At 48.5% G+C, this 23296-nt stretch carries 18 protein-coding genes and 1 riboswitch; of the genes, 16 read left to right on the top strand and 2 right to left on the bottom strand.

The genetic code is table 11. The features are described 5' to 3' along the window. Nucleotides 1-157: 157 nt before the first annotated feature. Nucleotides 158-328, bottom strand: a complete 171-nt coding sequence (locus MRBLPE1_RS27050; RefSeq protein ID WP_364151715.1) for a hypothetical protein — start codon at nt 326-328, stop codon at nt 158-160. A gap of 247 nt (nt 329-575) precedes the next feature. On the opposite strand from MRBLPE1_RS27050, the gene MRBLPE1_RS27045 reads away from it, so the two are divergent. The 8 genes from MRBLPE1_RS27045 to MRBLPE1_RS27010 all read left to right on the top strand — a co-directional run bounded on the left by MRBLPE1_RS27045 (nt 576) and on the right by MRBLPE1_RS27010 (nt 14085). Then, on the top strand, nt 576-2279 hold the full coding sequence (locus MRBLPE1_RS27045; protein ID WP_364151712.1) for a hypothetical protein: 1704 nt from the start codon (nt 576-578) through the stop codon (nt 2277-2279). Nucleotides 2280-2359: 80 nt separating this feature from the next. Then, on the top strand, nt 2360-2839 hold the full coding sequence (locus tag MRBLPE1_RS27040) for a hypothetical protein (RefSeq protein ID WP_364151709.1): 480 nt from the start codon (nt 2360-2362) through the stop codon (nt 2837-2839). 111 nt (nt 2840-2950) lie between these two features. After that, nucleotides 2951-3229 (top strand): alpha/beta-type small acid-soluble spore protein, encoded by a 279-nt coding sequence (locus tag MRBLPE1_RS27035; protein WP_364151706.1) that lies wholly within the window; start codon nt 2951-2953, stop codon nt 3227-3229. Nucleotides 3230-3388: 159 nt separating this feature from the next. Further along, a complete protein-coding gene (gene metK / locus MRBLPE1_RS27030) occupies nt 3389-4603 on the top strand; it encodes a methionine adenosyltransferase (protein WP_364151703.1) in 1215 nt (404 codons plus the stop codon). Between the two features lie 180 nt (nt 4604-4783). Beyond that, nucleotides 4784-9160: an Ig-like domain-containing protein gene (locus MRBLPE1_RS27025; protein WP_364151700.1), complete on the top strand. Its 4377-nt coding sequence runs from the start codon at nt 4784-4786 to the stop codon at nt 9158-9160. A gap of 243 nt (nt 9161-9403) precedes the next feature. Further along, nucleotides 9404-12112, top strand: a complete 2709-nt coding sequence (locus tag MRBLPE1_RS27020) for a stalk domain-containing protein (protein WP_364151697.1) — start codon at nt 9404-9406, stop codon at nt 12110-12112. A gap of 76 nt (nt 12113-12188) precedes the next feature. Continuing rightward, entirely contained in the window at nt 12189-13349 is a 1161-nt protein-coding gene (locus tag MRBLPE1_RS27015) for a sensor histidine kinase (RefSeq protein WP_364151695.1), read from the top strand. Between the two features lie 7 nt (nt 13350-13356). Next, nucleotides 13357-14085, top strand: a complete 729-nt coding sequence (locus tag MRBLPE1_RS27010) for a response regulator transcription factor (protein WP_308995364.1) — start codon at nt 13357-13359, stop codon at nt 14083-14085. 143 nt (nt 14086-14228) lie between these two features. Here MRBLPE1_RS27010 and MRBLPE1_RS27005 read toward each other — a convergent pair whose 3' ends face one another. Further along, entirely contained in the window at nt 14229-15389 is a 1161-nt protein-coding gene (locus MRBLPE1_RS27005; protein WP_364151692.1) for an LPXTG cell wall anchor domain-containing protein, read from the bottom strand. 31 nt (nt 15390-15420) lie between these two features. Beyond that, a riboswitch (cyclic di-GMP riboswitch) is annotated at nt 15421-15504 on the bottom strand. A gap of 245 nt (nt 15505-15749) precedes the next feature. Between MRBLPE1_RS27005 and MRBLPE1_RS27000 the strand changes: the two genes are divergently transcribed. From MRBLPE1_RS27000 to flgL, 8 genes are all read left to right on the top strand, one after another. Continuing rightward, nucleotides 15750-16211 (top strand): hypothetical protein, encoded by a 462-nt coding sequence (locus MRBLPE1_RS27000; protein WP_364151689.1) that lies wholly within the window; start codon nt 15750-15752, stop codon nt 16209-16211. A 158-nt stretch (nt 16212-16369) separates the two neighbouring features. Then, the gene (locus tag MRBLPE1_RS26995) at nt 16370-18418 is read left to right on the top strand and encodes a DEAD/DEAH box helicase (protein ID WP_364151686.1); all 2049 of its coding nucleotides are present in this window, start codon (nt 16370-16372) and stop codon (nt 18416-18418) included. Continuing rightward, nucleotides 18415-19311, top strand: a complete 897-nt coding sequence (locus MRBLPE1_RS26990) for a ComF family protein (protein ID WP_364151683.1) — start codon at nt 18415-18417, stop codon at nt 19309-19311. The genes MRBLPE1_RS26995 and MRBLPE1_RS26990 overlap by 4 nt, the downstream gene beginning before the upstream one ends. A gap of 114 nt (nt 19312-19425) precedes the next feature. Beyond that, complete coding sequence (locus MRBLPE1_RS26985) at nt 19426-19842, top strand: TIGR03826 family flagellar region protein (RefSeq protein WP_364151680.1); 417 nt, start codon at nt 19426-19428, stop codon at nt 19840-19842. 107 nt (nt 19843-19949) lie between these two features. Further along, nucleotides 19950-20216 (top strand): flagellar biosynthesis anti-sigma factor FlgM, encoded by a 267-nt coding sequence (gene flgM, locus MRBLPE1_RS26980; RefSeq protein WP_364151677.1) that lies wholly within the window; start codon nt 19950-19952, stop codon nt 20214-20216. Between the two features lie 8 nt (nt 20217-20224). Continuing rightward, nucleotides 20225-20728 carry a flagellar protein FlgN gene (locus MRBLPE1_RS26975; protein WP_364151673.1) on the top strand — a complete coding sequence of 168 codons (504 nt, stop codon included), beginning with the start codon at nt 20225-20227 and terminating at the stop codon, nt 20726-20728. Between the two features lie 19 nt (nt 20729-20747). Continuing rightward, the gene (flgK, locus tag MRBLPE1_RS26970) at nt 20748-22307 is read left to right on the top strand and encodes a flagellar hook-associated protein FlgK (protein WP_364151670.1); all 1560 of its coding nucleotides are present in this window, start codon (nt 20748-20750) and stop codon (nt 22305-22307) included. Between the two features lie 27 nt (nt 22308-22334). Next, complete coding sequence (flgL, locus tag MRBLPE1_RS26965) at nt 22335-23294, top strand: flagellar hook-associated protein FlgL (RefSeq protein ID WP_364151667.1); 960 nt, start codon at nt 22335-22337, stop codon at nt 23292-23294. The last annotated feature ends 2 nt before the right edge of the window (nt 23295-23296 follow it).

Here is a 23296-nt window from a genome sequence, read left to right as displayed (position 1 = left end):
CTTTTTTTTGTTCATATAGAGTTCACACAAAATCGTTATAGTTATACATAGAAGAACATGATCCTCGTGGGTAGATAGGAGGTCAAGAAGTACAAGCCTATAGATCTATCTTTAACTTATTTAGTGCGAAGCGAAACTATTGCAATGTTTTCATCGTCTAAATAGGAAATGCTAAAATAATAGGAGTGATTATTACAATGCGGCACAGCTTTAGAAAAACATCCATATTTATATCTGTTTTCGTTGCATTAGTCGTTATGCTCAGTGCAATACCGGTTAGTTTCGCGGCCAGCACTGCTGCAGCAGCTGTGAACAAAAAGATATACATAAGCGGTGCATCCTACGTTCAGCTAATAGACGCCAATTTAGTACCTAGCTCAAGCGGAGCAACTGCAAGCTTTACTTTTACTTTTTATAACGGTGATAGCAAAGATCTTGTTCTGAATGACTACTGGGCCCGTTTGAAGTCGGTCGGCGGAACCAAATATACGCTTACCCTTTTGGATCAAACTAAAAAAAGAATTGCTCCCAAATCTTCTGCAACGTTGACCTTTTACAGCCAGGTGGGCTCTAAAATGACATTGGATCAATTAGTGATCAATATTATTAAGTTCGACTTTTCAGTTGCAGGCTATGAGCGTACAGTAGCAAAGTACACTTTTCCTAAAGGCTATGCCAATTATGTGAAAGCTGGCGGCTTCAAGGCGATTCAAATCAACAATTCCAATGTAAATGTGAGAGTTGATCAAATTAATGTAACCAAAAAAGATAAGGCCTATGAATTTAATCTAAGTTATGTTGCTCGAAATACCAGTAAATTCGGTGTTACCTTACCTGTTTATAATTATTATGCGCAAACATCTGCTGGATTATATAAGCTTTCATTGAAAAACAAAACGGATGAAAACCTCTTGTTAGAGCCGGCTGTTCTAAACGCCATTCGTTTGACAGGTTCTATACCATCTACGCTCGCAACAACAGGCTGGAAGCTTATTATTACGGCTAATGCGGGTACAGAAACAAGCAAAGTTGAGCTTCCTGTAGTCACTTTCGATATCCCGTTTAAGCTTTCAACTACCGTTTCAGGAACAGCATCAACGACATTTACAAATGATTTCGGCACCTATGGCGTAGTGCTGAAGAATGTACAAAGATTGCCGTGGGGAACGAAGGATCAAGTCATTGCCGAGATGGTCATTCAAAATAAAGAGTCTGTTTACCTGCCGCTGCCTACGCTGAATGGGCAATTTATTATCGATGATAATATTACGTTAGCCTCCAAACAATTGAACGGAAATGATGAGATCGGTCTTGCGCCTGGCACGTCGACAGTCGTGCATTTCATAGGTGAAATACCGGAGAGCTATACCTGGAAGGAATTTAAGCTGCAATTGAATCAAAAAACAGGCGAAGAAACAACGACGCTGGCCGAAGTGACCAAATCAGCGATTACACAGGTACCTGTTTTGAAAGCAGGAGTTTTGTATACTCCGTCGAACGTAGGATCGCGGTTTACTGCCCAAGTGACGGATGTAAGAAGCTACAAAAGCGAAGATAAAGATTTATACGCAGTGTATATAGACGTTACGAATACACAAACAAGAAATAGTGTTCTTCCAACTTGGGTAGCTTATTTTAAAACGGTTGAAGGCAACTATTATGAGGCGAAAACTGTAAAAGCAAATAAACTGATCAAGCCTACGAATAAGGAGAAATTGCTTGTTTACGCGGATCTGCCGCCATACGTAAATAGAGAAGGCATCAAGCTGATGATTGGCGAGGCTTTTGATGACAATGGCATGATTCAAGGTACGGGAACGGCAAAAGGCTACATTCGTGCGGTACAGCTTGAGCTCCCGGTAGAGAAAACGGATGTATCGAGCTTTAAACAAATCAAGGTTGGACCTTATACCGTTGATATGACTTATTTTACTGCTTTTATGTTTGAGAATGGGCTTGATATCGACATGGGCGCAACGGTGACTAAAGATCGTACTTATGATGATTTTAGCGCAAATAAATTAATGATTGCTCTGGAGAAGGATTCTACTAAAGAGATCATCTTTACGCATACGATCGATCTGGAAACAAAAACGGATGCCGGTACGCTCTGGAAACTTGGAGAAAACTTCTCCCAAGTGAATGAGGATCTAACAGGTACGCCAGTATTCGATAATTACACGCTTAACCTTTACGAGTTGATGGACGGTGGCCAAAAGAAGCTTGCATCGGTAGATATTCAATGGTCTACTTACACGAATTGGTTAGCAAATAAATAACGGTTTGGTGAAAAAACTGGTTTCTCTTACTTAAATCTAGTATCTTTATAGGAGATGCGAGATAGAGAGGAGATGGCTAAGTGAAACAAAAAGTATTGCGAGGAGTCGTAGCTGCAATATTAATAGGAGCTGGCGTGTGGGTCGGCGTGAACTTTGCTTCACCGCTTGAAGCGGAATCCAATGCGCTGACTCCAGGCTCTGCCGAGGATCCGGTTGTAACGAAAAGCTATGTTGATGAGCTACTTGCCAAAGCGGGCGGCGGATCTACTGAAACACCGGGCACTGATACGGCGCTGGAGGTTGTTACGGTTCCTGCAGGCAAGACGCTAATGGCAGGACAAGGTACTGAAGTCATTGTAAGGGTTGGCAAAGCGATTGCTTACAGCTCCGATGCCAGCGGCATTGCGGATCTTACAGGCGGAACAGATTTGACAAAGGGTAAAGCGGTTCCGACTAACCATTTGCTGCTGTTTCCCCGCGAAGGACGCGGCATTTTACCTGATCCAAACCAGAAGAATGGTTTAACTGTACTGGTAAAGGGAAGTTATACCTTGCAATAATATGGATGGATAGACTACATTTTACCCGAACTGACAATAGATTATACGCTTCAAAAAGGATGGAAGGATGCACAATACAGATGTATTCTACATTCTATGGAGGTGCTATTCATGAGTCGTTCGAATAAAGTGGTTGTTCCTACAAGCAAAGCTGCATTAAATCAAATGAAGTATGAGATTGCAGCAGAATTTGGGTTGACATCTGGAGCCTATGCAGGCACAGGTGCTGACACAGAGTTCGCTGGAGAGTTGGGAGCTTCTTCCGGAGCTGGCGGAGGACAAAGCGTACATTGGTCTTCCGTATCGACACGTCAAGCGGGCTCGGTAGGCGGAGAAATCACAAGAAGACTGATTGCGCAAGCGGAATCAGTTCTTGGCGGATACCAATAATTGTATAAAAAGTCGGCGTCCATTGACACAAAGCGACATTTTCGGTATCATACTGTTTTAGAAGAGTTGTCAAACAACCTTTTCCTTCGGGGAAAGGTTCATTTTTTGTGTAGAATGTCCGCACTTATTTCATACTAAGGTTGTAGGAGGTTGATACGAATGTCGGTTAAAGGACGCCACTTGTTTACATCGGAATCCGTTACTGAAGGCCATCCGGATAAGATCTGTGATCAAATATCCGATGCTGTCTTAGATGCATTCCTAGAAGCAGATCCACACGCGCGTGTCGCTTGTGAGGTTTCAGTAGCAACAGGACTTGTTTTGGTTATTGGGGAAATTAGCAGCAGTGCTGATTATGTAGATATTTCAGCAATCGCACGCCGCACGATTAAGGAAATTGGCTACACACGTGCCAAATACGGCTTTGACTCCAGCACTTGCGCAGTATTGACGTCGCTCAATGAACAGTCGGCTGATATTGCACAAGGCGTTAACGCAGCGCTTGAGACTCGCGATGGCAAGGACATGAAGCAAGAGAACGAAGATATCGGCGCAGGCGACCAAGGTTTGATGTTTGGTTTCGCAACAAACGAAACTCCTGAGCTTATGCCGCTTCCAATCGCTTTATCGCATCGTATCGCCCGTCGCTTGTCTGAAGTTCGTAAGAACGAGACGCTTGCTTACCTTCGTCCAGACGGTAAAACGCAAGTGACAATCGAATATGCAGACGGCAAGCCTGTTCGTGTGGATACAATCGTTGTTTCTACGCAGCATGCGGAAGAAATCACGCTTGAGCAAATCCAACAAGATATCCTCGAGCATGTTATTAAACCGGTTGTTCCGGTTGAATGGCTGGATGAGGAAACAAAATATTTCATCAACCCGACTGGCCGCTTCGTAATCGGCGGACCGCAAGGGGATGCAGGACTAACTGGCCGTAAAATTATTGTTGATACGTATGGCGGCTATGCTCGTCACGGCGGCGGCGCATTCTCCGGCAAGGATCCTACAAAAGTTGACCGTTCGGCTGCTTATGCAGCTCGTTATGTAGCTAAGAACATCGTTGCTGCAGGACTTGCTGACAAATGCGAAATCCAATTGGCTTATGCGATTGGTGTTGCTCAACCGGTTTCAATCAACGTGGATACGTATGGCACTGGCAAAATTGGTGAAGACAAGCTCGTTGACCTTATCACAAGCAATTTCGACCTTCGCCCGGCTGGCATTATCAAGATGCTTGACCTGCGTCGTCCAATTTACAGACAAACTGCTGCTTATGGTCACTTTGGCCGTACGGACGTTGACCTTCCTTGGGAACGCGTTGACAAAGCCGAGAAGCTTAAAGCAGACGCTGGCGTGCAAAGCGGCGTGTAATTCCTATAACGACAAATAACGCCTTAATAGGCGTCTAAGCTGTCCTCTAAGTAGCTCTGCTGCTTTGAGGACAGCTTTTTTATTTGCCATTCGACACAAAAAAGTAGTTTAACCTAAATTTTTCATATCAACTAACCGACAAATAAGGTACGAGTGTAATTTTTTGAGGAGTGAATTGAAATGAATCGAACCAGCAAGCTGTCATCGTTTATCGCCGTTATGCTGCTGCTCCAACTAAGCCTGGCAGGCTGGGCAACAGATCCGCAGCAAGCGTCTGCCGCATCTGCAGGTCCGGTCGCATTAAGCCTCAGTCCAGCCGATGATCTCGCTAATGTATCCCTTACGGCTGATTTGAAGATGACCTTTGACGAAAGCATTAGCAAAGGGTCAAGCTCAACGTCTGTTTCTATTTATGATTATGCAACGAGCAATTTGGTGGAAAGCATTCCGTTATCTTCTGGTCGAATAGCCATTGATTCCACACAGCGTACGGTAACCATTGATCCGTCCAATAATTTTGCTTTAAATACGAATTATTACATATTGGTAGATGCCGGTGCTTTCGTAAACCAGTCGAACGGAGCAAGCTATGCCGGGATCAATAGCGCAAGCAGCTGGAATTTCCGTACGGTTGCGGCAGTAGATTCGACTAGGCCTAATCATACAGTATTGCTGCCAACCTCGGTGCCCGCGGCGGTTACCACGCCGATCACCATTACCTTTGACGAACCTGTCTACGTGGCCAGCGGTAGCATACAGATCAATTCCGCGGAAGATACCAAAACGATTGCCGTTACTTCCAATGCTGTGAGAGGCAGCGGGACCAACCAAATCGTCATTCAACCGCCGTCGGCCTTGCAGCCGAACACAGCGTATTCGGTAGTCATTCCGAATACGGCTTTTCAAGATGCGGCAGGCAATCTCTATAACGGGGCAACGTGGAATTTTGCAACCGCAACGGCTCCCGTGAACGTGGCGGCACCGTTTGTGCCGGCAGATAATGCAACATCTGTACCGATTAACGCAGCGCTTACCATTACCTTTGATAAAAACGTGCAAGCACGTCCGAATAAATATATTGAAATACGCAGAATCAGTAACAATACAACCTTAGAGCGCTTTGATGCAGCTTCATCCAGAGTTGCAGTAACGAATAATACAGTCAAAATTACACCAAGCTCTAATTTGGAACCGAACACGGCTTATTATGTGTTAATTGACGCAGGTGCCTTTACTCAGCCTGATCCAAGCGGGGATCAGTGGTACCACGGGATATCGGGAGCATCGGTGTGGAACTTTAGCACGGACCCGGGCAATGAAATCAATCCTCCTGTAGAGTCCGCATATTTTCCAACAACAGGCGGAACTATCAACAGCTTAAGCTCTGTTTTGAAAATAACCTTTAACGAGCCCGTTTTTCCTAGCAGCGGAGCCATTGAAATTAGGGAATCGGCAACAGGAGCCTTATTCCGCTCCATTCCGATCACATCCGAACGCGTAACGGGCGGTGGAACCTATCAGATGACCATTGATCCGAATAAAGCGATTAGCGGTGAAGCCGAGAAAGCTTTCGTCAATAATACGAAATATTATGTAACGATCGGCAATCGTGCGATTCGCGATGCGGCTGGCAATCATTACTTGGGAATAACATCATCAACATCATGGCAATTCACCGTTTCACAAGATACGGTGAGACCGACCTTAGCACTTTTGAATCCGGTTAGCAATGCGGTTTCTGTCGGGCTAAACCAAGCTTTCACAGCGACGTTCAGCGAGGCTGTTAAGAAAGGCGCGACCGGTTCAATAACGTTTAACCCGATCGGAAATAGCCTGCTGTCACCCATCCCGGCTAGCTTTTATGTAGACGGTAATCACAACAATGTGCTGGTCATTTCTCCTACGCAAGCATTGGAAGCGAATACCCGTTATTATGTATCAATCGATGCGAGCGCAGTGACGGATCTAGCGGGCAACAGCTTCGCCGGGATTTTAAATGAATACCAATGGACTTTCCAAACGTTTGGTTCGGATAACACAGCGCCGGCCTTGAGTAAGCTGGAGTGGAGCGGATCCGCGATTACGATGAGCTATAGCGAGGAACTGAACGCGTATGCGGTTCCTTCCCCAGGAAGCTTTTATGTAACGGTTAACGGGGCGCCCCGTTCCGTAATCGGAGTACAGGTAAGAGGAGAAGCGGTCCTTCTTACGTTATCGAGCCCAATCGTAGCAGGCCAGCAGGTAAAGCTTTCATATACCAAGGCGGCATTGGGACTTATTCAGGATACATCCGGCAATGAAGCGGCAAGCGCTGCATATCAAGACGTGGCCGGAGCCAAAGATGTCACGCCGCCAACGCTAGTGAGCGGCAATGCCTCAGGCGCCGCCATTACCTTATCGTTTGACAAGGATTTAGCGGCTGTAAGCAGCTATGCTTATTTACAATTTTCGGTCAGCGTCGGCGGCGTTCAATACAGCACGACCTCGATCTCAAGCAAAGGCAGCAATGTTTTGCTAACCATTAACGGCAATATTCAAAACTATCAAACCGTCCATGTTTCCTATGCGCCCGGTTCCTATCCGATTAGGGATACGGCAGGCAACTATTTGTCAGCCATTCAAAACTACAGTATGTACAGCATGCCGGATACAGGGGTGCCGACGCTGCAATCCGTTAGCTTTAGCGGCACAGTCGTAACTTTGAAATACAATAAAAGCTTGAATTCACAGAGCGTTCCTTCCGTTGGCCAATTCGGCGTATTGGTCGATAATATCGCGCGCTCTATTCTTCAAGTTCGAATTACAGGTGACACGGTCCTTTTAACCTTATCGTCAGCTGTAAATGCCGGACAAGTTGTCTCGGTATCTTATTTAGCCTCAGTGACTTTGATTACCGATCAAGCCGGCAATGCCGCTCCTTCCTTTAACAATGCTACATCAGGGGGAGCATCTGGCGGGGGCCAAAGCGGCAGTATTTACGGAGTCATTGCGAAGGGACCCACGTTAACGATTAACTTTTCCGAAAATTTGAGTAGCAGCTATGTACCGGCATCAATCCAGTTTCTTGTAAAAGCCAATGATTCCGTAAAATCGGTATCGAGAGTGGATATTAGCGGAACATCGGCCATTTTAACGATGGCAGCGCCCTTCACAGTCGGCGAAGCCATTACCGTAACTTATTACGCAACATCCGCCGGACTTCGCACAAACAGCGGAACAACAATAAGCAGCTTCTCCAATATAAGCGCAGCAAATCAGACGACCATTCTAGATGGGCTATCTGGTGATTACGAAGCTGCCGACGGCGGAGGCATTGGTCTAAAAACATCGGCAGCCTCAGTGACAGCGGATATCTCGCCTGCCGGCGCGCAGGCTAATCGGTACACCGTATCGGGCGAGAAAATGCTTACGGCATACGAGACAGCCCGCAAAGCAGGCTTGGCTATCCCTCGCATAGCGTTTAAAGTGCCGGCAACGGAACGCGCAGCGATTGTCGCAGTCCCAATAAGTGCGCTGGACACAGCATTCCGCTTAAACGCCAGCTCTGTATTTGCCGTTCAATTCGGCGATGCTTCTTACGAGCTGAAGCTGAATGCAGCTGACTTTTCCAATATCAATTCGTTGCTCGGCGGCGGAAGCAGCTCCGGTCAATTGCTTATCCGCATCGACCAAGGCTTGTCCACGCTGACGGGCAATATCAGCTCTAAAATAAACAGTTCAAATACGAGCCTAATCGCGGGACCTTACCATTTTGATGTAACGGCAGTGAGCGGTTCTATACAGAAGGCCGTGAATGATTTTAACGGTTATGTATCACGCACGATTCAAACCTATCAAACGATTGATTCCAGCAAAACGGCGGTCGTTTGGTTTGACCCTGCTACAGGCGGAATCTCCTATGTTCCAACGGTACTAACGACTAGCGGCGGCAAGACGACAGCTACTTTCAAAAGAAAGGGCAACAGTTCCTATGCGCTTGTATCCAATTCGAACAGCTTCTCGGATTTATCCAATCACTGGGCTGCGGCTTCCATTCATATGCTGCTGCGTAAATTCATCGTTGAAGGACGCACGGCAACGAAGTTTGAACCGAACAAAAACATAACGCGCGGTGAATTCGCAACGTATATCGCGAAAGGGCTTGGCCTGAGCAGCAATCGCCCGGCAGCGGCTAAATTCAAGGACGTAAACGCAAATACGGCGATGGGCGCTTATATTGGTGCCGCATCGGCCGCGGGAATCGTTGCAGGCAATACGGATGGCACCTTTAAGCCGAACAATCCGATTACGCGCCAGGAAATGGCCGTCATGATGATTAGGGCAGCGAAGGCAGCCGGTCTAACCGTTACGCTTCCGCAATCGACGGCCTCCTATTTGCAGAAGTTTACGGATCGCGGCAAGGTTGGCGCTTGGGCGAAAGAAGATGTCGCAAAATCGATATACCTTGGCGTTATTGGCGGTAAAACGGCCACGGCATTAAGTCCGCAAACGAATGCCACACGCGCGGAAGGTACGGTCATGATTATGCGTTTGCTGCAAAAAGTGAATTTCTTATAAATAGAAGAATGAACTAGTTTTCGAAGTTTATCGGGATTCTTGAAATTTGCTTGCTGTAATCACTTTTGAAAAAGGCTTAACCGTCTTCCAGGCGAGTTGAGCCTTTTTGGTATTCCTTGAAATAGCATAGAGGATATTTATCGGATGAAATAAAACGATAGCAGTCTCTTATCGGACGGAACTTTTCTACTACTCTTGTAGTCTATAACTATTAGATTAATGGATGGGAGAGTTGCAATTCTAATGGTCACGTTTCAAAAAATGATCGAACGGCAGTCGGAGGGCTTGGGGAAACGCGTTATAGTCGTTATGTTAGGTGGAGCATTGTTAGTACAACCGATTGCATCGATTCTGCCTGGAAGCTGGCAGAAGGCAGTTATAGAGTCCGCAAAGGCAGCTGCAAGCGACCCTATACTTAAGCTTTCGCAGCAATCGTTTATTACTGCAGGGGCCAAACGCCTGGATTACGTATTTCATACAACGCGCGGAAGCTCAAAAGTACAAACCGATGTGCATGTCATTGAGATAGATCTAACAAATCCTTATGTCTCCTTAAATGCGATGAGCGGCAAAAATAACAGCATTGGCCAAGTCAATACCATACTAAATATGACGAAAGAAAACGGGGCGGTCGCAGCCATCAATGCGGATGTTTTTGTCATGGGCAATGAAGGTGCGCCGATGGGCGGCCAGGTGATTAGCGGCATGTTCATGACGAGCCCGTCGAAACTGAAAGGGATGTATGCTTTTTCGGTATCGAAGGATCGGAAGCCGATGATCGATAACTATTCATTCGAAGGCTTGGTAACGGCTGCGGATGGCTCGTCCTTCCTGCTAGAAGGCCTTAACCAATCTGCGTATTCTCCCGAAACAACTGGCACCAAATATAGCCATGTTAATCAGATGTATATCTATACAAGCGCATGGGGCGGAACGGAGCGTCCGAAAAATTCAGGCGCAACGCCTACAGAGGTTTTAGTCCGTAACGGGATCATCGAGGAGATCTCGATCGATAAAGCGATTGCGGGACAAGCGCCGGAAGACGGCTACATACTCCGTACGCATGGCACAGCGGCAACGTACGTGAAGGAGCATCTGCAGGTCGGACAGCCGATAACGGCTGATTATTCGCTTGTGTCGCAAACAACGGGCATGAAGATTGATCCGGCATCCTTTGAGATGATGGCCGGCGGTCATACGCTGTTAGTGAATGCGGGGGCATCAGCGCCGTTTTCACGCGATGTTACAGGTGTCAGCGGTTCGTCGTATACTTCCCGTTCAGGAGTAGGTTATTCGAAGGACGGAACAAAAGTCTATCTCATCACGAGCGAGCGTTTCGGCGGCAATACAGGGCTCAGCCTGAAGGAGCTTCAGCAGGTTATGCTGCAGCTGGGTGTTTTTAAAGGCGTCAATCTAGACGGAGGCGGCTCAACCACGATGATTGAACGCCCGCTTGGCAACTATGCGCTTCAGCTGGCTCATTCCACGCAGTACGGTTCCACCCAAAGAAGCGTTGCGAATGGAATAGGCGTATTCACTACGGCTCCCAAGGGAACGCTTAAAGGCATTTCCGTGAGCGGGTCTAAAGTCATGTTCATAGGTCAAAAGTCGTCTTATTTGTTAAAAGGTTATGATACGTACTACAATCCATACGATGTAGATAATGCCTCGGCGGTGTGGAGCACGGAGAAGGCAATCGGCACCTTCCAGGGGAATGAATTCACAGCGACTAAAGCCGGTAAAACAACGATTAGCGTGAAGTCTGGGGCAATCACTACCAAGCAGGAAATCGAAGTGATCGGCCAAGACCAAATGGCTTCGCTTTCCATCGATACGGCGGCAGGCGTATTGGCAAAAGGAGCTACGATTTCCGTTCCGCTGACCGTCAAGCTTAAGGACGGCAGTTCGTATAAATTGAGCGGGGATTCCGTAAAATGGGAGTTTATTGGTTTTACGGCTGCACAAAAAGGCGACAGCCTAACCGTACAATCGGTAAATGCAGGAACATCCACGGGCTATGCGATTGCGCGCTATGACGGGTTTCCAGCCATGATTCCCTTTACGCAGGGCGAAGCGGTCAGCACCTTCGAGGATTTCGAGAAATCGACGTATCCGATCACGTCGCAGATCACGCCTGCAACAACGATTGGCAGCGTGAACTTGGTATCGGATTTTCCGGGTCAAACCTCTGCGAAGGCTTTGAAGCTGGATTATGATTTCACGAACGGTACGGGAACGAAAGCATCTTACGCGGTGTTTAATACAAATGGCCGCGCCATAGAGGGCTCACCTACGTCAATGACGGTTGACCTCTACGGGGACAACAGCTTGAATTGGGTACGCGCGGAGTTTATTGATGCCGATGGCAAAGCCCATCTTCTGGACCTGGCTAAGCAGCTCGACTTTAGCGGCTGGAAAAACGTAAAGGTCAACCTATCGTCCGCAGGGATGAAACTCCCGGTTAAGCTCAAACGGATTTATGTAGTAACCATTGCGGAAGGCCAGGATGAACGGTCGCCTTCCGGTGCAATCGGACTAGATAATATGAAGCTGCAATATCCGCCTTCAGTAACGGTTGATACAAAGACGAAGGTCGAAATGACTGTAGGCAAAACAACGGCTATGGTAAATGGAAAAGCAATAAAACTGGATTCCGCACCGCTCGTGCTGAACGGGATAACGTTTGTACCGGTTCGGTTTGTATCGGATGCAATGGGATCCCGGCTGTTATTTAATGGGAATACAGGTCAAGTTACGGTGCTGCGCGGCGATAAGCTGATGGAAATGACGCTAGGTAAAAAGGATCTTATTCTAAACGGCGTGCGTCAAAGCTCAGAGGTAACGCCGATTATCCGAAACAACCGCACGTTGATCCCGGTTCGCCTATTTTCGGAAAAATTAGGTCTAAAGGTGGGCTATGACGGGAAAACGAAAAAGATTACCATCGATTAACGATGGACGAATGATAACCAATCTGTGGTATGATAGAGTAGATTAACCTTTACTACAGAAAGGTTGCCGATCTACAGTGGACCACCTTACGGGAGATATAAATCGAGTCATCAAAAATGCGATTGAAGTAATGGAAGACAGCAAATATCAAATTTATGAAATATGCGAATCAGCGCGCACGGAGCTGGAGACCCTGGAGCAGGAGCTTGAAATCGTTCTTCAAGAAACGGTGAAGACGATCGATAAGGTCGATCAGCTCGAGCTGGACTACCGCCGTGCGCGGATTAGGCTGACAGAGGTTAGCCGGGATTTTGTGCGCTACAAGGAAGAAGATATTAAGTCTGCGTATGAGAAAGCTACTCAAATCCAGCTGGATCTGATGGTGTACCGGGAGAAGGAATCCTACTTGAAGGCACGTCGCGACGATTTGCAAAAACGTGTCCGCAATGTAGAAAACTCCATTGAGCGGGCAGAAACAATCGCTTCGCAAATCAATGTCGTTCTGGAATATTTAGCGGGGGATTTGAATCAGGTTACCCGTATTATCGAGTCTGCCAAAACCAGGCAGCTTCTGGGTTTGAAAATCATATTGGCGCAAGAGGAAGAGCGCAAACGGATCGCCAGGGAGATTCATGACGGACCGGCGCAATCGCTCGCCAATATCGTTCTTCGGACAGAAATTGCAGAACGAATGCTTATCAAGCAGGAATTTGTATTGGTACAGGAAGAATTAGTAGATTTGAAAGGGCAGGTTCGCTCCGGGCTGGAAGAGATACGTAAAATTATATTTAATTTGCGTCCGATGGCTCTGGATGATTTGGGACTTGTGCCGACTCTTCGTAAATTCACGCAGGATTTCGAAGAGAAAACAAAAATACATACCGTATTCGAGCTTATCGGTAAAGAGGTTAGAATGCCGTCGGCAATGGAAGCGGCAATCTACCGCTTGGTACAGGAAGCTTTCTCCAACGCTCTTAAGCATGCGAGCGCTACTCATGTCAAACTTGAAATTAACTATCAGCCGCAGCATATTTCACTCGTTATTCAAGACAACGGCGTTGGTTTTCACAGCGAACTCATTGAACAGGATGCTAGTCGAAACGCACATTTTGGATTGGTGGGGATGAGAGAACGCATTGAACTGATAGAGGGAAGGATGGATATAGACTCAAATCCCGGTAGAGGGACGAAAATTATGATAGATATACCTACTACTGCCGAATCTAGAAAGGAGTAAGATGATGATGATCCAGAAACCTGCAAGCAATGTGAGTACAATCAAAATTTTACTTGCGGATGACCACCAGCTGTTTCGTGAAGGTCTTAAGCGGATTCTGAATATGGAAGACGATCTTGAAGTCATTGGCGAATGCGGAGACGGCATTCAAGTGTTGGAATTTTGCAATCATACGATTCCAGAGATCGTTCTGATGGATATCAATATGCCAATCGAGAACGGCGTTGTCACGACAGAACGTTTGAAAAGTATGTTTCCTGACGTAAAGGTTATCATTCTTTCTATCCATGATGATGAGAGCTATGTGTTTGAAACGCTTCGAAAAGGGGCAACGGGCTATTTGTTGAAAGATATGGAGGCTGAATCGCTGATTAACGCTATTCGCTCCGTCGTTCAAGGCCATGCCTATATCCATCCTAAAGTAACGGGCAAGCTGATCAACCAGCTTCGCCGCATGACTTATTTAGACGAGATGGGAATCGTTTCAGGCGCAGCAGCTGCCCAAGAGCCGGGAGTGAAATTCGTAGCAGGCGATGAGAGCCCGTTAACGCGCCGTGAGGCAGAGGTTCTTCGACTAATGGCCGAAGGCAAGAGCAATAAGCTAATCGGAGAATTCTTGTTTATCAGCGAAAAAACGGTTAAAAACCATGTGAGCAGCATTTTGCAAAAGATGGAAGTAGACGACCGTACGCAAGCCGTTATTCAATCGATTAAATATGGCTGGGTGACTTTGTAACAGTCAATGTATTCGTTATTACACGCATTACAAAATCCCGTATCCTCCGATACGGGATTTTTTGTGTCCGCTCGTTAACGAAATATGATAAAACACTCCGAAGCTGCCTGTAAAGCAGCGCCGGAGTGCGAGGAAAAGAGCTTTTATTTTCTTTGTTGTTTTTGCTTACGAAGCGAGATAAAACCGGCTGTTAGCGCAAAAGCGCCGATTAAATAATAAGGAGCCGGGCTGGAATCGCCTGTCTTCGGAAGAGTAGCAAGCGGAACTTGTTCATCCTGGGAATCAATGACGGTATCCACTTCGGAATCGACTTCCTGCTCTCCCCCTATACCGCCGATTGGCGGTTCCTCATCGTCGATATCGATAATGGTTGTTACTTCGGGCGTTGGCGTCACGCTCGGCGTGATCTCAGGTGTAGCAGGCGTCGTTGGCGTCACGGTCGGCGTGGTCACAGGTGTAGTAGGCGTCGTCGGCGTTACGTTAGGCGTAGTTTCAGGTGTAGATGTAGGTGTAGATGTAGGCGTAGACGATGGTGTGGTTTCAGGTGTAGAAGTAGGTGTAGACGATGGTGTGGTTTCAGGTGTAGAAGTAGGTGTAGACGATGGTGTGGTTTCAGGTGTAGAAGTGGGCGTAGACGATGGTGTGGTTTCAGGTGTAGAAGTAGGCGTAGGCGATGGTGTGGTTTCAGGTGTAGAAGTAGGCGTAGACGTTGGCGTAGTTTCAGGTGTAGAAGTAGGCGTAGGCGATGGTGTGGTTTCAGGTGTAGATGTAGGCGTCGGTGTAGGCTCCGTGCATGTGTTTTGCAGCTTCAGCTTCCATGCTTTAATTTTGTCGCCATGAGCGCCCACGCCAAGCTGGGTTTGCAGCACACCGCTATAAATATCCAGCTGGTAAGGAAGACATACCGGAATGTTGATGGTAATGGAATAACTGCCAGCCGTAGGATATACAATGGATTGCCCTTCATAATGCACTTGTTTGTTGTATGGTATTGTCGTATCGCCTGGACCAGGCGTCCAATCGGCAGGTCCTGCATAAGAGGAGAAACTTACTCTTACGCAATCCTGTGTTGTCTCAAAGGTTGCCGTCGCCGTGCCATTGCCGTTGTCTACGATATTGGTTTGGTTTGCTAAGATATGATCCCTATTGGATGAGTAGTCCGGGCAGGCGTTCTCGACTAAGGGGCTGGTTAAGGCCGCGTCTCCATTGCTCTGGCCTTCAGCCATGACAAGGGAACCAAGTGACAAAGAAAAAATCAAGATCAATGCCAAGCTTAATGAAATTTGCTTTTTAAAATAACGCATCATTCACTCTCCTCTTAGATAGGTAGTGGGGTTCTAAGAGGGCCGGTTACACTACTGGCTCCATATAATCCAAGTGTCCACATGCAGATTATACTTCATCGCTTCCCTAGCTATTCTGAAATTGTGTAATCCACCGCTTCCTTTCTATACACATGCATAGTTATATATGCAAGGATACGTATTAAAATGATAACATATATTGTAAATTGCTCAAGGGTGTTTCTTTGTCGGAATTTGACTATTAAGTATCGGTAGTTAGGCCTATATTCGATGCCGAACACAATTTTTTGCCTTGTCCCGCTTTGGCGGAACCAGTGGGCTCTTCCTAGCATATAGTGTCACAAAGAGGAGGTGGCCGCCATGTTTGAGCTTCTACTTTTGGTTATTGGCTGTTATGCCTTGGCTGCATTGTCGGTGCATCTGGCTTACCGGATCTGGCGAAGAAGGCAGCAATCCAGCAAGCATTACGTGCTTGTTGCGGGCGATCGGCAAAAAAATATGGAATGGTATGTGCGCTCGTTGTTTTATTTTTCGCGGCGGATGGGCAAGGATGTCCGGCTGACGATTGTCGACCGCGGGGTGACGGATGAAACGCTTGCTATCGTGGAGCGATTAGCGAGAGACGGCAAGGAAGTCAGGGTGCACACCAAAGGAACGGCACCCAATACTGAAAACGACGATAGTAAGCGTTCACAAGCGAAGGGTGTGGACGGGACTCAGCTGCTGTGGCTGCTTCAGGCAGAAGGAGTCGTTTCGAACGCAGACCATGCGGTGCTGATTGATTTGCAAAACCCGTCGGATTTGTCGAAAATGCCATTTTAGTATATACTTTGCCGTAATTGGATATTCCGAGTGAAGCACACTCAATGACGCATTCTGCGTGGTTGGGTGTGCTTTTTTTTGTTCATACAAAAGAATAAACGTTTTGCTTAAAAATGAATCAGCTTCGGATGATGAAAAAAATAGAGGGGGGAAGAAGGATGAAGGCTCAGGTATATGTTGTACGAGTACTCGGATTCTGGCAGGCACGCGCGACTATTCAAGCAGCAGTGGATAAGCACTTTTGGATGAACGGCGATTTCGGAGAAGCGGGCTTTCTGAATGCGGAATCTGCGGATACAGGCTGGCTGCTGAACGAAGCGCTTCCGCTTGGCGATGCTTGCCTTACGGTAGAGCTTTGGGAAGCGGCGATGGGGCGAAAACGCGGGAAAAAAGTACGTGTCGAACGATACATAAACGATGAGGAAAAACCAGACAGCGGGCTTGAGGCATTGGAGGTGCTTGCCGCATGTGCGAATGAGGCAAAGCGTATTGCGCAAAATGAAGCAAGGACAACGGGTTCCGGCCCATGGTGGCGGCTGGGAAGCAGGAAGGAACGGCAAACTTCGCGGAGGATAGAGGGATTGATGCGCTTGGCCGAGCCGTGGGTGAGGACTAAGGGGCGGGTTGAACGAGCTGCGGAGCTGGGAGAAATCGCGGAAGGGGCGCAGCGTGCCGCGGATATGCTGCAGGGACGTGCGCTATTGCGAAGCGAGGCGCACGCCCTGCTCTTCGGCGCAGGCATGCCCGGCGCCGGGGCTGGCTGGAGCGAAATGCTGCAGCTTGCCGCGCTGCTCGGGCGGGTGCGCCTGAGCGGATCGATCGCCGCCGGAGACGGCGGGCGGGCGGACGCACGGGGGCGCCGGGAGCGGGAGCGCAGCTGTCTGCGCTGCGGGAGCGGCGAGGCGTTTATGCACCGCACGGCATGCGCTGCGTGCGGGCGGCTCTGCGCCTACTGCACGGCGTGCATTGGAATGGGGCGGAGCCGGGAATGCGAGCTGCTTGTTACAGGGCAGCGTTCTGGTCTCGCCGGCGCAGGAGCGGGAGCGGCGAAGGGGGTTGTTTTGCCTGCCGGCGAGCTGCGGCTTGAAAGGTGGCAGCTTAGTCCTGCCCAGACGGCAGCCGCGGCAAAAGCGCTGCGGTTTCTGGAGGAGCCGCATACGGAGCAAATACGCCTGACAAAGGGCAAGACCGGAGGGGCGAGAGAGTTTCTCCTATGGGCGGTTACGGGAGCAGGCAAGACGGAAATGATTTTTCCGCTGGTGGAATCCGTTCTGCTGCGGGGCGGAAAAGCACTCATTGCCACGCCGCGGCGCGATGTCGTCATCGAGCTTGACCCACGGATCCGCAAAGCGTTTCCGGGAGCTTCTGTCGTTACTTTATACGGAGGGAGCGAGCAGCGCTGGGAGAACGGCGACATCACGCTGGCTACCACGCATCAGCTGCTGCGCTTCTATCAAGGCTTTGATCTCGTTGTGGTTGATGAGCTTGATGCGTTTCCTTTCGCTGGCGATCCGCTGCTTCATTTCGCCGCCGACAAAAGCTGTGCGCCGGGCGCAGCTCGCCTGTTATTGTCAGCTACGCCGCCAAGCGATCTGCAGCGGGCGGCCAAACGCGGCCGGCTTCCGCATGCAAGGGTGCCCGTGCGCTATCACCGTCATCCGCTTCCGGTTCCGAGGCTTATTCAAACGCCGGCGGTGAAGCAAATGCTGCAGCAGCGGAAGCTGCCTTCAAAGTTGCTGGCGGCCATGAGAGCCTCGCTTGATCGCGGCGCCCAGCTGTTTGTGTTCGTGCAGCAGATTGCGTTCACGGAGCCCATGGCAGCCCTGCTCCGCATCGCTCTATCTCATGCAGCTGTTGCTGCAACCTCCTCGCAGGATGCGGAACGATCGGACAAGGTACAGCGTTTTCGAGCGAGGGAGATACGGGTGCTTGTCACGACCACCATTTTGGAGAGAGGGGTGACGATCCCGAAAAGCGATGTTTACATCCTGGATGCGGATGGACGGCTCTTCGACGAGGCCTCACTGGTGCAGATGGCAGGAAGGGCGGGCAGATCGGCGGAGGATCCGTTCGGTCAGGTCTATTTCTGCAGCCGGGAACGCAATCGGGCGCAGCTGCAAGCCGTCCATCACATCCAAACCATGAACCACATGGCTCGCAAGCAGGGCTACCTGCTCCCCGCCACCGAAGGAGGCTCGCCCCTATGACCGTCTCGCCCCAAGAATGGCTCCGGCGGCTGCAATCCGCCTTCGCCGGAGCCGCGCAGCTGCTCACGCCGCGGACTGCCGCATGCCTGCTATGCGGCAAACCGCAAACCGGCGCCCGCAGCGCGGACAGCCGAAGCCCCGCGAAGCTGACGCCCCAGCTTCGGCAATCCCTTTGCGGAGCGTGCCTCTCCGCAATACCATGGCTTACCCGCATCGCCTGTTCCGGATGCGGGCGCGGCATCGCCTGCGAGGACTGCATACGCAGTCCTCATCGCGCATTTGTATGCAACCGCAGCGCGGTTCACTATAATCAAACGATGCGGGCGATGCTCGCTTTGTACAAATACCGCGGCAACGAGCAGCTTGCGCCATTGCTCGGCGACATGTTGTTCCCCGCTTTCGAGGCATTGACAGCGGAAGTTGTTCAGCGGACTAACGTGCCTGGCAACCGGGATTCCAGCTCGAAAATAACGATGGCTGATTACTGGGATGCCGTAACCTATGTGCCTGTCAGCGCGGAACGCGAGGCGGATCGGGGGTTCAATCAGGCGGAGCAGCTCGCAGGCCGGATAGCGCAGTGCTACCGTTTGCCGGTCAGGCAACTGCTCGTCCGTTCCCGGCATTCCGAGAAACAAAGCTTTAAAACACGCTCCGAGCGGTTTCGAGATACGAGGACTCTTTTTGACGTTAACGCCAGTGAGCTCCGGCGGCTCTATGCCGCCCATACGGTTAACGCTGCCGGTAAAGCAAAGCCAAAACGCGAGAGCGTTCGTATTCTTTTGATCGACGATATCTATACGACCGGCAGCACGGCGGAAGCCTGCTCGCAAGTCTTGCAGAAGCATGCGGAGCGTCCGCTAGAGATCTACCTTTTAACTTGGGCCCGCTCTTAATCTCTTCGCTGCCCGAAGGCATGCAAATAGATTCATAGTGAAAAAGTTAACGCTTTCGATTAGAATGAAAGGAATAGATGAACCGTTTACACAAAAAAAGGAGGGCTCAGAGCGATGAACTTGGATAATTGTCCTCGCTGCGGTAAGCTTTTTGCCAAAAACTTTCGAGACGTATGCCAGACGTGCATGCGAGATATTGATAAAGAATACGAACTTTGCGCAAACTATTTGCGTGAATTCAAGGGCTCGATTATTACAGAGGTAGCAGATGCTACAGGCGTTTCGATCAAGCAAATTACGAAATTCATACGCGAGGGCCGCATCTCCATCATGAATGCTCCAAATATGTCCTACCCTTGTGAATCCTGCGGCACGCTTATTCGCGAGTCTCATCTTTGCGACACCTGCCGTCAACGGATTGAGAAGGACAAGAAGCAGATGTTCCAGGATATGGCGAAGAAGGAAGAAGCGAAACGCGCCTATAATCCAACTGGCGTTTACAAAGGATTAGACAGATACAAAGATAAATGAGTTTTTTCTAATATTTTCTTGACTATAAAATTTCACTTGACTGAAGCCGATAATACTTGTAAAGGTAATCGGCTTTTTTAGTTCCAGTAGATAATGAGGTGGATAAAATGAAAATAAACGAGACGAATCGAATCGGTGCGGTTAATCCCTATCAGAAGCAAAAGGATGCGCGGGTAGCCGGGGCAGAAAAGGCAAAGCAGAAGGACGAGGTCCAGATTTCTGCGGCTGCCAAGGAGCTGCTGACGACAAGCAAGGCAAGCGGAGCGGACAGAACAAAACACATCGAAGAGCTTAAGAACGCGGTTGCATCGGGCACATATCACGTGGAAGCGGGCAAGATCGCTGAGAAGCTGCTTCCTTACCTAAAGGAGTAGTGCTCTAAATGAATGAGTATATCGAGCAAATTCTTGTGATATTGCAAGAAGTACTAGACGAGCATCGGCAGTTGATTGAATACGGAAATGCGAAAACAACAGCGATTACCGTCAACAATGTGGAGACGCTGTCCTACATTTCTAACAAAGAGAAGAAAAGTCTTCAGCGCATATTGGAGCTGGAGCAGCAGCGGATCTTCTTGATCGGAAAATATATGCTGGATCAGAAGCTGACGGCTCATCGCTCGTTCAAAATGGAGAAGCTGATTCAAGCTGTATACCATGCGAATGAAAAGCAGCAGCTTCAAGCCTTATGGCTGGAGCTGTCGGCGGCGCTAAAGAAGCTTCAGGACATCAACGAATTCAATCAGCAGCTCGTCAGAATGAATCTGGAGCATTTGCATTTCACGCAGGATTTGCTGCTCGGACCGACGGAGGAAGAAGCGACCTACCATCGCGCTGTTCAAGGTATGGCATACAATCGTAATGGCCGCTTTAATATGAGAACGTAAGAAGAGAGGACAACAGACGATGGCATCGACTTTTCATGGCTTAGAGACGGCAAGGCGGAGTTTGTTTACGACGCAATCGGCTTTAAATACGACCGGACATAACATTGCGAATGCCAATACGGTAGGCTACTCTCGCCAAATTGTGAATATGACGGCCTCCAGGCCGATAGACGCGGTAGGCTTCTCCAAATCTACTGCAGCCGGCCAGCTCGGAACGGGCGTTGAAGCAAGCTCCATCACACGGGTAAGAGAAAAGTTCCTAGATAATCAATTTCGTAATGAAAATAAATCATACGGTAATTTTTCTGTCCAACTAGATACTCTTGAAAAGTTGGAGGGAATCGTAAATGAGCCAAGCGATACGGGTTTAAGGACGGTTATCTCGAACTTTTGGAACTCTTGGTCTGACTTAAGCAAAAACCCTGAAAACGCCGACGGACGGAAAGTTGTAATGGAACAAACGTTGGCGATGGTTGATGCATTTAACTATACGGCAAGACAGTTAGGCGATTTAAAGACGGACTTAACAGAGAATGTTGAAACCAATATAAATACTTTGAATTCCATTACAACAAGCATAGCGCAGCTAAACGGAGAGATTCGACGAATCGAAGGTTTAGGCGATAACGCGAATGATTTGCGAGATCAACGGGATTTGCTCACGGATCAGCTTTCGGGATTAGTCAATATCCGTGTAGAAGACCAAGCCAACGGCTATAGAATCACAATGGGCGGTACCGAGCTTGTCCAAGGAACCGCGACAACTGCATTAGATATGACGGCAATCAATCAAGCGGTTACTTCCGGGGATCTCAATAGCGGCACTATATACGGTACCATTCATTCGAGAGACCAATTCGTCGAGGGCTACATTGGCGAGCTGAATAAGCTCGTAGAAACGATGGCCAATGGCGAGTTTGAAGTCACGCTTCCCAAGGGCTCTGTTTTACCGGAAGGCACGGTGTTGAATAATGTCACTTATACAGGAACGAGCCGTACGCTGGCGGAAGATACGACGGTTTCGGTAAAAGGTCTGAATGGTTTGCATCAGCTTGGTTATTCATTGGCAGGAGAAGATGCAGGCGTGCCGTTTTTTACAGATAGCGCGGGCGGAATTACCGGTTTGACTGCAGGGAGTATTACTCTCAACCCGGCTATTATTGCAAATAGTAATTTGATCGCATCTTCGATGCGAGTGGTTACGAATGCAGACGGTTCGGAGTCCGTGATTAGCGGAAATAACTCCTTGGCGGTGCTTTTTTCGCAAATGAGAGATACCCGCTTTGATTTTGATGCAGGCATGGGAGAGAACAAAAATACGGCGGATGCTTATTTCCGTTCTGTCGTAGGACAAATCGGTGTTCAAGCTGCCGAAGCTACGAGAATGCAATCCAATCAGCAAATTATCGTCGAGCAAGTAGAATCACGCAGACAATCGGTAAGCGGGGTTTCGCTTGATGAGGAAATGTCGAATATGATTAAGTATCAGCATGCTTATAACGCAGCGGCGCGGAATATGACGATGATTGATGAAATTTTAGATAAAGTCATTAACGGAATGGGCCGGGTAGGCCTTTAATCATTAACAACTTGGAGGTGATATGTTATGTCGCTGCGCGTTACACAATCAATGATGAATTCACAGCTATTGCGTAATGTATCCAACAATATGGGCCGGATGAATAACCTGCAAAACCAGCTCTCGACGGGTATGAAAATCAATAAGCCCTCCGATGATCCAGTAGGCATTACGTTCTCTTTGCGTTACCGCAGCGAGATCGATTCCAACGATCAATACACGGAAAACGTAGACTCTGCGTTATCGATGCTTCAATATACGGATACGACAATCGGCCAAGCCGGAGATATCGTGCAGCGCTTTCGGGAATTGCTGGTTCTGGGCTCTAACGGTACGAATGAGCAAACCAGCTTGAATTCCATTAAAACCGAGGTATCACAGTTATACAATCAGATGATTGAGATCGGCAACAGCCAGTTTAACGGCAAGCAGGTTTTTAACGGTGAGATGACGGGAACTAAACCCTATTCAGCGATGACGCTTGAAGAAGCAGTAGATCCGCTTGCCGATCCTCCCCAGTTGAAAGCCTACAACAATGCTTCGGATACAGGCGCAATCAAGTTTGAATTGGCACCGGGAATGACGCTTGCTACAAATATAACGGGGAATGAAGTATTCGGAGATCCCGTTTCATCGAATTCGGATACGGGCAGCGATAATGTATTCCAGCTTCTGCACCGTGCTTATGATATGTTAGCAACCGCAGATCAGGAAGGCCTTACTAAGCTCATTGGACAAGTTGATACAAGAATGAATACGATGTTAACCAAACGCGCTGAAATCGGCGCAAGGATAAATCGTGTTGAAATTATTGAAAACAGACTAAAGGATGCAGACATCAACTTGCAGACTGTAAAGTCAAAGGTAGAGGATGCGGATATCGCCGAGGTCATTACTAACCTAAAGGCGGAGGAAAACGTGTATCAAGCTTCGTTATCCGTCGGAGCGCAGCTCATCCGTCCAAGTCTGGTTGACTTCTTAAGATAAGG

Source organism: Paenibacillus sp. LPE1-1-1.1 (genome assembly GCF_040676435.1).
Classification (GTDB): Bacteria; Bacillota; Bacilli; order Paenibacillales; family Paenibacillaceae; genus Pristimantibacillus.
This window is presented reverse-complemented; position numbering and strand designations above follow the sequence as displayed.

Coding starts and splice junctions, on each gene's coding strand:
- flgM (WP_364151677.1), top strand. CDS start 19,950: ATGAAAATAAACGAGACGAATCGAATCGGTGCGGTTAATCCCTATCAG.
- MRBLPE1_RS27010 (WP_308995364.1), top strand. CDS start 13,357: ATGATCCAGAAACCTGCAAGCAATGTGAGTACAATCAAAATTTTACTT.
- MRBLPE1_RS27035 (WP_364151706.1), top strand. CDS start 2,951: ATGAGTCGTTCGAATAAAGTGGTTGTTCCTACAAGCAAAGCTGCATTA.
- MRBLPE1_RS27045 (WP_364151712.1), top strand. CDS start 576: ATGACATTGGATCAATTAGTGATCAATATTATTAAGTTCGACTTTTCA.
- MRBLPE1_RS27050 (WP_364151715.1), bottom strand. CDS start 328: ATGTATATCTTTTTGTTCACAGCTGCTGCAGCAGTGCTGGCCGCGAAA.
- MRBLPE1_RS27020 (WP_364151697.1), top strand. CDS start 9,404: ATGGTCACGTTTCAAAAAATGATCGAACGGCAGTCGGAGGGCTTGGGG.
- MRBLPE1_RS27025 (WP_364151700.1), top strand. CDS start 4,784: ATGAATCGAACCAGCAAGCTGTCATCGTTTATCGCCGTTATGCTGCTG.
- MRBLPE1_RS26985 (WP_364151680.1), top strand. CDS start 19,426: ATGAACTTGGATAATTGTCCTCGCTGCGGTAAGCTTTTTGCCAAAAAC.
- MRBLPE1_RS27005 (WP_364151692.1), bottom strand. CDS start 15,389: ATGCGTTATTTTAAAAAGCAAATTTCATTAAGCTTGGCATTGATCTTG.
- metK (WP_364151703.1), top strand. CDS start 3,389: ATGTCGGTTAAAGGACGCCACTTGTTTACATCGGAATCCGTTACTGAA.
- MRBLPE1_RS26995 (WP_364151686.1), top strand. CDS start 16,370: ATGAAGGCTCAGGTATATGTTGTACGAGTACTCGGATTCTGGCAGGCA.
- flgK (WP_364151670.1), top strand. CDS start 20,748: ATGGCATCGACTTTTCATGGCTTAGAGACGGCAAGGCGGAGTTTGTTT.
- MRBLPE1_RS26975 (WP_364151673.1), top strand. CDS start 20,225: ATGAATGAGTATATCGAGCAAATTCTTGTGATATTGCAAGAAGTACTA.
- MRBLPE1_RS26990 (WP_364151683.1), top strand. CDS start 18,415: ATGACCGTCTCGCCCCAAGAATGGCTCCGGCGGCTGCAATCCGCCTTC.
- flgL (WP_364151667.1), top strand. CDS start 22,335: ATGTCGCTGCGCGTTACACAATCAATGATGAATTCACAGCTATTGCGT.
- MRBLPE1_RS27000 (WP_364151689.1), top strand. CDS start 15,750: ATGTTTGAGCTTCTACTTTTGGTTATTGGCTGTTATGCCTTGGCTGCA.